This is a genomic window from Streptomyces sp. NRRL F-6492 (assembly GCF_001280125.1).
Taxonomy (GTDB): domain Bacteria; phylum Actinomycetota; class Actinomycetes; order Streptomycetales; family Streptomycetaceae; genus Streptomyces.
This window is the reverse complement of the sequence record NZ_LGEG01000038.1, coordinates 1-12138: the sequence shown is the minus strand read 5'-3', so window position 1 is coordinate 12138 and position 12138 is coordinate 1. Positions and strand designations below refer to the sequence as shown.

Sequence of the window (12138 nt, the reverse complement as noted above, 5' to 3'; positions counted from 1 at the left end):
AGGTGGAGCGGCGGCACCTGGCGTACTACCGGGAGCTGGCGCGCCGGACCGATCCGGAGCTGCGGGGGCCGGGGCAGGTCGCCGCCATCGCCCGCTTCGGAACCGAGTACGGCAACCTCCGCACCGCCCTGCGCCGGGCCGTCGACGCCCGCGACGAGGACGAGGCGCTCGTCCTCGTCCACTCCCTGCTCTGGTACTGGCAGCTGCGCGACCTGCGCACCGACGCCCTGTACTGGGCCGCGGCCGCCGCCGCGCTCGGACCCGACCCGTTCGCGGCGCCCGCCGCCCCCGTCGTCCCCCTGTACGAGCCGTGCACGGCCGCGCCGCCGCCGCTCTCCGAGGAGCAGCGCCGGGAGGCCCGGCGCGGGGTGCGGCTCGTCGAACTGATCAACATGAGCCACGACACCGGCCGCTGGACCACCCCCGAGGGGGTGCGGCGGCTGCGCGAGATGACCGCCGACTACGAACCCGGCCTGCCCCAGTCCTGCCGGCTGCCCGGCTCCTTCGCCGTCTTCGCGGTCCTCCTGATCGGGGAGGCCGGCCGGCTCGGCGAGCGGCTCGACACCACCGTCGACGCCTGCCGCCGCCACGGCTACGACTGGGACCTCGCCAACATCCTCCAGCTGCGCGCCAACATGCTCGCCAACCGGGGCGACCGGGCCGCCGCGGCGATCGCCGACGCCGACGAGAGCCTGGAGATCTTCGAACGGTTCGGCGACGCCTGGGGCGCGGCCGAGGCGCTCTCCTCCCGCGCGGAGGCCAAGGAGCGGCTCCTCGACTTCGAGGGGGCGGCCGCGGACTTCACCGCCGCCATCGGCCACGCCGAACGGATCGGCGCCCAGGCGCAGGTGCTGCTCCTGCGGGCCCGGTACGCCGGCACGCTCATCGAGTCCGGACGGCCCGCCGAGGGCGAGGCGATCCTGCGCGAGATCCTGGCCGACGACCACGGCCTGGGCCACGAACCCCGCGTCGGCGCCCGCATGTTCCTCGGCGTGGCGCTCGGCCGCGCGGGACGCACCGACGAGGCCCGCGAGCACCTCCACGCGCTCCTCGGGGAGTTCGACTCGGACACCCTCGCCCTCTTCAAGGGCTTCACCCTCGGCGTCCTCGGCTGGCTGGACGTCCTGGACGGGCGGTACGACTCCGGACTCGCCCTCGCCAGGGAGGCGTACGAGAGCTCCCTCGGCCCGCTGTCCATGATGATCGGCCCGCAGATGCCGGCGATGCACCTGATCATCGCCGCCTGGGCGCTGGCCGGACTCGGCGGACCGGAGGCGCGGACCGGCGCGGTCCTGCTCGGGGCCAGGGACGGACTGCTCCCGGCGGAGCACCTGCCGCCGCCGACCGAACGGGAACAGCTGGAGCGGGCCACCGCGCTCGCCCGGTCCGTGCTCGGCGACGCGGAGTTCGGGGCGGCACGCGCCGAGGGCGGCGGCCTCTCGCTGGAAGAGGCCGCCGCCCTGCTCGGTCGCGCCGCCGACGCGATCAGAGAGCGCGCCGAGTCCTGAACCCCCTGGGGGTGTCCCGCGACTCAGGTCTTCTTGCGGAACTTGGCGACCGCGATCGGCGCCGTGACGACCGTGATCAGCACCGACCAGCCGAGGGTCATCCACACCGAGTGGGCGACCGGACCGCCGTTGACGAGGTTGCGCGCGGCGTCGGCGAGGTTGGAGAGCGGGTTGTAGTCGGTGAAGGTCTCCAGCCAGCCGGGCATCGAGGTCGGCGGGGCGAAGATCGAGGAGCCGAACTGGAGCGGCATCAGGACCAGCATCGCGACGCCCTGGACCGCCTGGCTCGTCTTCATGGTGAGGCCGAGCAGGATGAAGATCCACATCAGCGAGGCGCCGAAGACCACCGACAGGCCGATCGCGGCGAAGAGGTCGAGGACCGAGGTCTTGATCTCCATGCCGAGCAGGAAGCCCATGCCGAGCAGGATCGCGGTGGCGATCAGCATCCGGCCGACCTCGACGACGATCTTGGCGATCAGGACGGAGGACCGGGCGATCGGCATCGTCCGGAACCGGTCCATGACCCCCTTCTTGAAGTCCTCGTTCATGCCGGTTCCGACGGCCATGGCGATGTTCATGCCCATCATCGCCATCAGGCCGGGCGTCACGTAGTTCACGTACGCGTCGTTGTTGCCCTTGCCGGCGATCGCGCCGCCGAAGACGTACACGAACAGCAGGATGAAGATGATCGGCATCAGGACGGCGTCGAACATCGACTCCGGGTCCTGCTTGATCTGGAGGGCGTTGCGCCGGGCCAGGGCGCCGATGTGGCGCAGGTTGGCCCGCAGGCCGATCCGGCCCTCGCCGGGCAGCGCCCGCGCCGGGCCCGTGCCCTCGTCCGGGGCGTTCGCGGGGGTCTTGGAGAGCGGTGTGGTCGTGGTGGCGGTGCTCATGCGGCGACCTCCTCGGGAAGCGCGTCGGACACGGTCGTCTTCTGGCCGGTGATCGCCAGGAACACCTCGTCCAGGCTGGGCAGGTGGGTGCCGATGTGGGCGATGCCGAAGCCGCGCGCGCCCAGCAGGGCCACGACGGCGGTCAGCTGCTCGTCGGCGAGGATCGGCACGTACAGCGCGCCCTCGTCGGGGACGACGGTCGCGCCGGCGACGCCGTCGAGACCGGTCTCGCGGAGCGCGGCGGCCATGGCGGGCAGGTCGGCCGGGTCCACCGGGCGCACCTTCAGGGTGCGGCCGCCGACCCGGGCCTTGAGGTCGTCGACCTTGCCGTTGGCGATGACCTTGCCGCGGTCGATGACGGTCAGCTCGCTCGCGAGCTGCTCCGCCTCCTCCATGTACTGGGTGGTGAGCAGGACGGTGGCGCCCTCGGAGACCATCCGCTTGACCTCGTCCCAGACCTCGTTGCGGGTGCGGGGGTCGAGTCCGGTCGTCGGCTCGTCCAGGTAGAGGACGGCCGGGTTCCCGATCATCGAGGCGGCCAGGTCGAGCCGCCGGCGCATGCCGCCCGAGTAGTTCATCGCGGGCCGCTTGGCGGCCTCGGTGAGCGAGAAGCGCTCCAGGAGCTCGTCGGCGCGGGTCCGGGAGTCCTTGCGGGAGAGGTCGAGCAGCCGCCCGATCATGTAGAGGTTCTCCCAGCCGGACAGCTTCTCGTCGACCGAGGCGTACTGGCCGGTGAGGCCGATGGTGCGGCGCAGCTGCCGGGGCTGGCGCACCACGTCGTAACCGGCGACGGTGGCGGTCCCGGCGTCCGGGACGATCAGGGTGGACAGACAGCGGACGAGGGTGGTCTTCCCGGCGCCGTTGGGACCGAGGACCCCGAGGACCGTGCCCTCCCGGACGTCCAGGTCGACCCCGTCGAGGGCCTTCGTCTCGCCGAAGTGCTTCACGAGGCCCCGTACCTCGACGGCGTTGGTGTGTGATCGCGTCATGGCCCCCACTAGACCAGCCGCCACCGACAACGCCCCGACAGACGGCCGACAGCCCGCCGATGGGGGATGTCGGCGGGCTGTCGGAGGTGCCGCAGTGGCTTCTCGGGGCCTTTCCCGGGGCCCTTGACGAGGGCCTTCCGGGATCAGTGGAAGGTGTGCTCCTCGGCGGGGAACGCCCCGCCGGAGACGTCCTCGGCGAAGGCGCGCGCGGCGTCGCCGAGCGTCTCGCGGAGGTTGGCGTACTGCTTGGTGAAGCGCGGCACCTTGCCGCCGGTCAGACCGGCCATGTCGGTCCAGACGAGGACCTGGGCGTCGGTCCCGGCGCCGGCGCCGATGCCGATGGTCGGGATGTGCAGCGAGCGGGTGACCTCGGCGGCCAGCTCGGCCGGCACGAGCTCCAGGACGACCGCGAACGCGCCCGCGTCCTGCGCGGCCTTGGCGTCACGGAGCAGCCGGTGCGCGGCCTCGTCGGAGCGGCCCTGCACCCGGTAGCCCATGGTGTTGACGGACTGCGGGGTCAGGCCCAGGTGGGACATGACGGGGATGCCGGCCTGGACGAGCAGCTCGGTCTGCGGCAGCGAGCGCTCGCCGCCCTCCAGCTTGATCGCGCCGACGCCGGCGTCCTTGACGAGCCGGGTGGCGTTGCGCAGGGCCTGGACGGGCCCCTCCTGGTACGAGCCGAAGGGGAGGTCGCCGACGACGAGGGCCCGCTTGGTCCCGCGCACGACGGCGGCGGAGAGCAGGGTCATCTCGTCCATCGTGACGGGCACGGTGGTGTCGTAGCCGAGGTGACAGTTGCCCATCGAGTCGCCGACGAGGATGACGGGGATCCCGGCCTCGTCGAAGACGGAGGCGGTCATCGCGTCGTAGGCGGTGAGCATGGGCCACTTCTCGCCGCGGGCCTTGGCGGCGGCGATGTCGTGGACGGTGATGCGGCGGGTGCCCTTCCCCCCGTAGAGCGACTTGTCGCTGTCGCCCCTTCCGGCGGGCGGCTTCTGGGCAGCCTGAAGCGTCATGGTGAACGGCTCCTTGTTGTCATCTCGAGGCGCCCTCACGGCGTCCCCGGACCACATCCATGGTGGCACTTCGGCGGGCGGACGGGAAAGTGGGCCGGAGTGGCGCTGTTCACACCCCCGCAATGTGTGAAGCGCCGGGGGAGTGCGACGGGGCCCGCGACGAGGCGCGTGACGCGGCCCGTGACGCGGCCCGCGACGCGGCCCGTGACGCGGCCCGTGACGCGGCCCGTGACGCGGCCCGCGACGCGGCCCGCGACGCGGCCCGTGACGCGGCCCGTGCAAAGACTCTTCCAGGTTTTTCGATACGAGACGGTCTCGTATCGAAATGGGCCTACGCTGGTCGGTATGTCACAGCCGTCCACCGCACCCACCGCACCCGCCGTACCCGCCGGGCCCCGCGTCCCCGAGGCCGTCCACCGGCGACGCTGGGCGATCCTCGGCGTCCTGATGCTCAGCCTGCTGATCGTCGTCCTCGACAACTCGATCCTGAACGTGGCGGTCAGGACGATCGCCGCCCCCGCCCCCACCGGCATCGGCGCCACCCAGGGCGAGCTGGAGTGGGCCATCAACTCCTACACGCTCGTCTTCGCCGGGCTCCTCTTCACCTCCGGCCTGCTCGGCGACCGCCTCGGCCGCAAGAAGGTGCTGCTCTTCGGCATCACCGTCTTCGGCATCGGCTCCGCCCTCGCCGCCTTCTCCGGCTCCCCGGGCGAGCTGATCGCCTTCCGGGCCGTCATGGGCTTCGGCGCCGCCTTCGTGATGCCCGCGACCCTCGCCGTCCTCATGAACGTCTTCGAGCGCGACGAGCAGCCCAAGGCCATCGGCATCTGGGCCGGCGGCGTCGGCCTCGCCATCGCGATCGGCCCCATCACCGGCGGCCTCCTGCTCGAACACTTCTGGTGGGGATCGATCTTCCTCGTCAACGTGCCCGTCGTACTCCTCGCCCTCGTCCTGATGGTCCGGCTCGTGCCCGACTCCCGGGACCCCAGGCCCGGCCGCGTCGACGTGCCCGGCGTCCTGCTCTCCGTCGTCGGCCTCGTCCTCCTCGTGTACGGGATCATCCGCGGCGGCGAGCTGGCCGACTTCACCGACGTCACCGTCCTCGCCCCGGTCCTCGGCGGCCTCGCGGTCCTCGTCGGCTTCGTCCTGCACGAGCGGCGCAGCGACCACCCGGCCATCGACATGTCGTACTTCAAGAAGCCCGCGTTCTCGGCCGCCGTCGCCGCGATCGCGCTCGTCTTCTTCGCCCTCATGGGCGTGACCTTCTTCTCGGCCTTCTACCTCCAGAGCGTGCGCGGCTACAGCGCCCTGCAGTCGGGCCTGCTCCTGCTGCCGCTGGCCGTCGCGCAGATGGCGTTCGCGCCCCGGGCCCGGCTCGTCGTCGAGCGCTTCGGCGCCCGGGTCGTGTGCGCCGCCGGCATGCTGCTCGTCGCCCTCGGCCTCGCCGCCTTCGCCCTCTTCGACGCCTCGACCCCGGTCTGGGTCCTCGAAGTCGTCTTCTTCCTCCAGGGCGCGGGCATGGCGCACATCATGCCGCCGGTCACGGTCGCGATCATGCAGGCGCTGCCCCGCGAGAAGGCGGGCTCCGGCTCGGCGATCAACAACACCTTCCGGCAGGTCGGCGGCGCGCTCGGCGTGGCCGTCCTCGGCTCGGTCCTCTCCTCCGTGTACCGGGGCGGGATCGAGGGGCACCTGGACGGGGTGCCGGCGGCGCTGCGGGCCACGGCGGGCGAGTCCGTCGAGGCCACGCTCGCGGTCGCGGAGAAGCTCGGCCCGGCGGGCCGGGACCTGGTCGCCCCCGCGTACCAGGCCTTCCTGGACGCCATGCACGTCACGGCGATCGCCTCGGCCGCGATCGCCCTGGCCGGCGCGGTGGTCGTCGCCGCGTTCCTGCCGGGCCGCACCCCGGCGGGCCCGGACGCGCCGCAGGCGGGCGCGGGCGCCGGCGCGCCCGACCCCGCCCTCACGGCGCCCGCCGGCCGCCCCCGAGGCGACACCCCCCGGTCCTCGGTACCGGCACCCGGCGCCGGGGCGGGAGAATCGGCCCGACGGTAGCCCGCAGCCCCCGGACGAGAGGCGGAACGCACGTGTCGCTCCAGAACGGCGAGACCCCGGCCCCCCACGCCGACGGGGACGGCCCCGACGGCCCCGGGGACGGGGAGCCGGGCGCCGGGACGACACCGCCGGGGGCCCGCTCGACACCCCCGGGGGCCGGTGCGGCACCTCCGGAGCGCGGTGCGACATCCCGGGGCCCCGGTGCGGCACCTCCGAAGTCCGGGGCGGCATCCCCGGGCCCCGGTGCGACGCCCCCGGGCCCCGGGAGCCCCACCATCCCCGTCCCCACCCCCGCCTCCGCCCCCCGCCGGGGCCGTCCCCGGTCCGAGGCCGTCGAGCAGGCGATCTTCGAGGCGGTCGGGGGGCTCCTGGACGACGGGGTGCCGCTGACCGAGCTGTCCGTCGAGCGGATCGCCCGCACCGCCGGGGTCGGCAAGGCCACCATCTACCGCCGCTGGTCCGGCAAGGAGGACCTCTTCGTCGACCTCCTGCGCTCTCTGGAGCCCCCGGACCCGGTGCTGCCCGGCACCTCGGTCCGGGACGACCTCGTGGCGCTCCTGGAGGCGCTGCGGCAGCGCGGCCTCGCCAAGCGGTCCTCCGCCCTGCTCCACACCGTCTTCTCGCAGATGCAGCTCTATCCCAAGCTGTGGGACGCCTACCAGCTCACCGTCATCGAACCGCGCCGCCGCCTCGGCCTGGACGTGGTGCGGCGCGGCATGGCGCGGGGCGAGATCCGCGCCGACCTCGACGTCGAGTTCGTCAACGACCTCCTCGTCGGCCCCCTGCTGCTGCGCACCGTCGTCCGCCCGGGCTCCTCCGACCTGGATCCCGGCCTCGCCGAGCGGGTCGTCGACACCCTCCTGGACGGTCTGGGCCCCCGTACCTGACACAGGGTGCGGACCGGCCCGAATGTGAGCGTTCTGTCACAGCCGCCCCGCCTCCGCGCCCCCGGAGGAACCCGCCACGCGTGCGGTGTCGTCCCTGGGGGAGTACGGCCGTCCCCTCATCGCCTAGTGTCGAGGTCGGGGCACGGCGGACAGGCGAGACGGCACGGCGGCAAGGCAGTGAGGGCAGCGATGACGCGGGTGGACATGACGGGGACCGGATACGGCGACGCGAACGGCGAGCGCCCCCGTTCCCGGTTCCGGACCGCCCTCGACCGGCTCCGCCGCGACCGGGGGATCTGGCGCCGGGGCATCCTGATCGCCCTGGCCGCCGTCGCGCTCACCCTCCTGATGGTCCTCCACGCCGACGTCCCCAACCGGATCGGCAACCTGGGCAGCCTCACGGAGACCTTCCTGCCCTGGTTCGGCCTCTTCGTGCCGCTCCTGCTCGTCCTCGCCCTGCTGCGCCGGTCCGCCACCGCGGTGATCGCCCTGCTGCTGCCGGCCGTGGTGTGGCTCAACCTCTTCGGCGGGCTCGTCGCCGACAAGTCGGCCGCCGGCGGCGACCTGACCGTCGCCACCCACAACGTGAACGCCGAGAACCCGGACCCCGAGGGCGCCGCCCGGCAGCTCGCCGCCTCCGGCGTCGACGTGCTCGCCCTGGAGGAGCTCAAGGGCGACATGGTCCCGGTCTACGAGGAGGGCCTCGCCGAGGCCTACCCGTACCACTCCGTGCAGGGCACCGTCGGCCTCTGGAGCAGGTTCCCGCTGCGGGCGGCGCAGCCCGTCGACATCCACATGGGCTGGACCCGCGCCATGCGCGCCTCCGTCGTGACCCCGCGGGGCGAGGTGGCCGTGTACGTCGCCCACCTGCCCTCCGTGCGGGTCAGGATGAACGCCGGCTTCACCGCCAACCAGCGCGACAACAGCGCCGACGCGCTCGGCGAGGCCATCTCCCGCGACCCGCACGAGCGGATCGTCCTCCTCGGCGACCTCAACGGCACCATGAACGACCGCGCCCTCAACGCCGTCACCTCGCAGCTGCGCTCCACCCAGGGCGCGGCCGGCGACGGCTTCGGGTTCAGCTGGCCGGCCTCGTTCCCGATGGCCCGCATCGACCAGATCATGGTGAAGAACGTCGAGCCCGTCTCCTCCTGGACGCTGCCCGCCACGCGGAGCGACCACCTCCCGGTCGCGGCCCGCGTGAAGCTCTGAGCCCCTCGTCCCGTACGGAAACCTCCCCTTCACCCTCCGGAAGCCACCGGGAACACGTCGCCTGAGACAATTTGTTCAGACGGAGAACTAATCCTCGTTCCCCTCCGCGTTCCCCCCGCTTCCGGAAGGCCCTCCCCCCATGCCCCTGGCGCTGTTCGCCCTGGCCGTCTCCGCCTTCGGCATAGGCACCACCGAATTCGTGATGATGGGCCTCCTGCCCCAGGTCGCCGAGGACCTCGGCACCTCCGTCCCCACCGCCGGGCACCTCGTCTCGGCGTACGCGATCGGGGTCGTCGTCGGCGCCCCGCTGCTCACCGCCCTCGGCTCCCGCGTCCCCCGCAAGCGGATGCTGCTGCTGCTCATGGCGCTCTTCACGGTCGGCAACCTCGCCTCCGCGCTCGCCCCCGGCTTCGGCTGGCTCGTCGCGGGCCGGGTCCTCGCCGGCCTCCCGCACGGCGCGTTCTTCGGTCTCGGCGCGGTCGTCGCCGCCCGGCTCGTCCGCGAGGGACGGCAGGCGCGGGCGGTGGCCACCATGTTCCTCGGCCTCACCGTCGCCAACATCCTCGGCGTACCGGCCGCGACCCTCCTCGGCCAGCACCTCGGCTGGCGGGCCACCTTCCTCGTGGTCTCCGCGATCGGCCTGCTCGCCATGGCCGCGCTCGCCCGCCTGGTCCCGCCGATCCCCGCCGACGGACGCCAGGGCCTGGGCCGCGAGGTGCGCGCCCTCGGCCGCCCGCAGGTGCTGCTCGGCCTGCTCACCGCCGTCTTCGGCTTCGCGGGCGTCTTCGCCGTGTACTCGTACCTCGCCTCGATGACCACCGAGGTGATGGGCTTCGGCGACTCCACCGTCACGCTCGTCCTCGCCCTCTTCGGCCTCGGGATGACCGGCGGCGCGCTCGCCGCCGGACCGCTGACCGACCGGGCGCTGCGCCCCACCCTGTACGGCTCGCTCGCCGCCCTCGCCCTCGCCCTGGTCGCCTTCCGCTTCACCGTCCACGTGCCCTGGCTGGCCCTGGTCACGGTCGTCGTCCTCGGCGCGGTCGGCTTCATGACCACCACCCCGCTCCAGATGCTGGTCATGAACAAGGCCGAGGACGCCCCCACCCTCGCCTCCGCCTCCAACCACTCGGCCTTCAACCTCGCCAACGCGGGCGGCGCCTGGGCGGGCGGCGCGGCCGTCGCCGCCGGCTGGGGCTGGACCTCCCCGGCCGTGGTCGGCGCGGGCCTCACCGCTGTCGGCCTGGCGGTCGCGGCGGTGGCGGGCCTGCTCGACCGCCGCACGCCGGAGGGAGCCTCCCGCGTGGTCGCGGGAAGCCCCCTCAAGGGCACGGAGAAGGGCACCGGAAAGAACGCCGGAGCGGACGCCGAGCCGGAGGTCAGCCGGCCGGGGACTCCCGCCAGCGGTTCGTGATCGGCAGCCGCCGGTCCTTGCCGAAGCCCTTCGCCGAGATCTTGGTGCCCGGCGGGTACTGGCGCCGCTTGTACTCCGCCGCGTCCACCATCCGCAGCGTCCGCGTCACCAGCTCCTCGTCGTACCCGGCGGCCACGATCTCGTCCCGCCCCCGGTCCCGGTCCACGTACAGCGCGAGGATGCCGTCCAGGACCTCGTAGTCCGGCAGCGAGTCCGTGTCGACCTGTCCCGGGCGCAGCTCGGCGCTGGGCGGCTTGGCGATCGAGTTCTCCGGGATCGGCGGGGTCTGGCCGCGCTCCTCGGCCGCCCGGTTCCGCCAGCGCGCCAGCCGGAAGACGTCCGACTTGTACACGTCCTTGATCGGCCCGAAGGCGCCGACCGCGTCGCCGTACAGCGTCGAGTACCCCACCGCCAGTTCGGACTTGTTGCCCGGTGCGAGGACCAGGTGCCCCTCCTGGTTGGAGAGCGCCATCAGGGCGGTGCCGCGCAGCCGGGCCTGAAGATTCTCCTCCGCGAGCCCGGTGAGGCCGAGCGCCCCCATGTACGCGTCGAACATCGGCTCGATCGACACCGTGCGGTGGTTCAGCCCGGTCCTGCGGGCCAGCTCGGCCGCGTCGCCGCGCGAGTGCCCGGAGGAGTACTTCGACGGCATCGACACCCCGTACACGTTCTCCGCGCCGAGCGCGTCGCAGGCGATCGCCGCGACGAGCGAGGAGTCGATGCCGCCGGACAGGCCGACCAGGACCGAGCGGAAACCGTTCTTCGCGAGATAGGCGCGCAGACCGATGACGAGCGCCGAGTACACCTCCTCGTCGTCGTCGAGCCGGTGCGCGTAACCGCCCGTCAGCTCCGGCTCGTAGGCGGGCAGCGGCTTCTCGGAGAGCACCACCCGGTCGATCCGCAGCCCGTCGTCCCCCACGGGCCCCTCCGGGGCGTCCGGGGCGTACGCGGGCAGCTCCAGGTCCAGGACCACACTGCCCTCGACGAACTGCGGGGCCCGCGCGACGACTTCGCCCTCCGCGTCCACCACGATCGAGTCGCCGTCGAAGACCAGCTCGTCCTGGCCGCCGGTCGTCGCCAGGTACGCGGTGACGCACCCGGCCTCCCGGGCCCGCGCCCGGACCAGTTCGAGGCGCGTGTCGTCCTTGTCCCGCTCGTACGGCGAGGCGTTCACCGACAGGAGCAGCCCGGCCCGCGCGGCGCGCGCCGCCGGGACCCGGCCGCCGTCCTGCCAGAGGTCCTCGCAGATCGCCAGGGCCACGTCCACGCCGTGGACCCGGACGACGGGCAGGGTGTCGCCCCGGACGAAGTAGCGGTACTCGTCGAAGACGCCGTAGTTGGGCAGGTGGTGCTTGGCGAACCGCAGCGCCACCTCGCCGCCGTACAGGACGGCGGCGGCGTTCTCCGGCGACCCGGCCGGCCGGCCGAGCCGGGGCTCCGCCCGCTCCGAGCGGTCCAGGTAGCCGACGACCACCGGGACCTCCCCGAACCCCTCCTCGGCGAGGCGCCGGGCGAGCCCGCGCAGCGCCGTCCGGGACGCCTCCACGAAGGAGGAGCGCAGCGCGAGGTCCTCGACGGGATATCCGGTCAGCGCCATCTCGGGGAACGCGACGAGATGCGCGCCCTGCCCGGCGGCGTGCCGGGTCCAGTGCACGATCGCCTCGGCGTTCCCGGCGATGTCTCCGACGGTCGAGTCGATCTGATTCAGGGCGAGGCGTAGTTGAGGCACCCGCCCAGTGTAATCGTCAGACCGACGCTATGTCCTGGGGTACGGGGTACTCCGGGCCCCGCCCCACCCGCCCCACCCGTCCCGTTCGGGCCCGCCGCCGGGAACCTCCGGCCGCGCCCCGGCGTTCGAACCGATATGTCCAGGAGTGTCGCGCGCACGGCCGCTGCCCTGTTGGCCCTCGGTGCGCTCGCGTACACCGCCTGGGTCCTCGAAGTCCTCGTCCGGACCGGCCTCGACCCGGTCCGGACCTACGTCTCCGAACTGGCCGCCGCCGACCAGCCCCTCGGCGGCCTCTTCCGCGCCACCGACCTCACGGCCGGCCTCCTGGTCCTGGCCGGGGCGCTCACGGGCCTGGCGGGGGAGCGGGGGAGGCGCGGCGGGGCCCGGGGGGCCCGCGGGGGGGGGGCCGGGGGGCGGGGGGGGAAAAGGGCCCGGGGG

At 73.5% G+C, this 12138-nt stretch carries 9 protein-coding genes and 1 pseudogene; 6 read left to right on the top strand and 4 right to left on the bottom strand.

Annotation, left to right across the window (positions count from 1 at the left end):
- Positions 1-1508 (top strand): annotated as a pseudogene (locus ADL08_RS05855) (AfsR family transcriptional regulator); the annotation flags it as partial.
- A 23-nt stretch (positions 1509-1531) separates the two neighbouring features.
- Here ADL08_RS05855 and ADL08_RS05850 read toward each other — a convergent pair.
- The 3 genes from ADL08_RS05850 to panB form a co-directional block, all read right to left on the bottom strand.
- Positions 1532-2401: an ABC transporter permease gene (locus ADL08_RS05850; RefSeq protein WP_053640973.1), complete on the bottom strand. Its 870-nt coding sequence runs from the start codon at positions 2399-2401 to the stop codon at positions 1532-1534.
- Positions 2398-3390 (bottom strand): ATP-binding cassette domain-containing protein, encoded by a 993-nt coding sequence (locus ADL08_RS05845; RefSeq protein ID WP_053640972.1) that lies wholly within the window; start codon positions 3388-3390, stop codon positions 2398-2400. The genes ADL08_RS05850 and ADL08_RS05845 overlap by 4 nt, the downstream gene beginning before the upstream one ends.
- Positions 3391-3533: 143 nt before the next feature.
- Positions 3534-4406, bottom strand: a complete 873-nt coding sequence (gene panB / locus ADL08_RS05840) for a 3-methyl-2-oxobutanoate hydroxymethyltransferase (protein WP_053640971.1) — start codon at positions 4404-4406, stop codon at positions 3534-3536.
- A gap of 345 nt (positions 4407-4751) precedes the next feature.
- On the opposite strand from panB, the gene ADL08_RS05835 reads away from it, so the two are divergent.
- The 4 genes from ADL08_RS05835 (at position 4752) to ADL08_RS05820 (ending at position 9971) form a co-directional block, all read left to right on the top strand.
- Complete coding sequence (locus ADL08_RS05835) at positions 4752-6461, top strand: MFS transporter (RefSeq protein WP_053640970.1); 1710 nt, start codon at positions 4752-4754, stop codon at positions 6459-6461.
- Between the two features lie 275 nt (positions 6462-6736).
- The gene (locus tag ADL08_RS05830) at positions 6737-7348 is read left to right on the top strand and encodes a TetR/AcrR family transcriptional regulator (protein ID WP_053640975.1); all 612 of its coding nucleotides are present in this window, start codon (positions 6737-6739) and stop codon (positions 7346-7348) included.
- Between the two features lie 189 nt (positions 7349-7537).
- Complete coding sequence (locus tag ADL08_RS05825) at positions 7538-8560, top strand: endonuclease/exonuclease/phosphatase family protein (protein WP_053640969.1); 1023 nt, start codon at positions 7538-7540, stop codon at positions 8558-8560.
- A 139-nt stretch (positions 8561-8699) separates the two neighbouring features.
- A complete protein-coding gene (locus tag ADL08_RS05820) occupies positions 8700-9971 on the top strand; it encodes an MFS transporter (RefSeq protein ID WP_053640968.1) in 1272 nt (423 codons plus the stop codon).
- Here ADL08_RS05820 and ADL08_RS05815 read toward each other — a convergent pair.
- Positions 9937-11700, bottom strand: a complete 1764-nt coding sequence (locus ADL08_RS05815; RefSeq protein WP_199836958.1) for an NAD+ synthase — start codon at positions 11698-11700, stop codon at positions 9937-9939. The two genes, ADL08_RS05820 and ADL08_RS05815, sit on opposite strands and share 35 nt — an antisense overlap.
- Before the next feature lie 135 nt (positions 11701-11835).
- On the opposite strand from ADL08_RS05815, the gene ADL08_RS05810 reads away from it, so the two are divergent.
- Positions 11836-12138: DUF998 domain-containing protein (locus ADL08_RS05810; protein WP_234352011.1), on the top strand; the 303-nt coding region annotated here is incomplete at its 3' end.

Bases quoted from the DNA above. Each gene is read 5' to 3' on its own strand.
- ADL08_RS05850 (WP_053640973.1), bottom strand. From the start codon at position 2,401: ATGAGCACCGCCACCACGACCACACCGCTCTCCAAGACCCCCGCGAAC.
- panB (WP_053640971.1), bottom strand. From the start codon at position 4,406: ATGACGCTTCAGGCTGCCCAGAAGCCGCCCGCCGGAAGGGGCGACAGC.
- ADL08_RS05820 (WP_053640968.1), top strand. From the start codon at position 8,700: ATGCCCCTGGCGCTGTTCGCCCTGGCCGTCTCCGCCTTCGGCATAGGC.
- ADL08_RS05835 (WP_053640970.1), top strand. From the start codon at position 4,752: ATGTCACAGCCGTCCACCGCACCCACCGCACCCGCCGTACCCGCCGGG.
- ADL08_RS05845 (WP_053640972.1), bottom strand. From the start codon at position 3,390: ATGACGCGATCACACACCAACGCCGTCGAGGTACGGGGCCTCGTGAAG.
- ADL08_RS05825 (WP_053640969.1), top strand. From the start codon at position 7,538: ATGACGCGGGTGGACATGACGGGGACCGGATACGGCGACGCGAACGGC.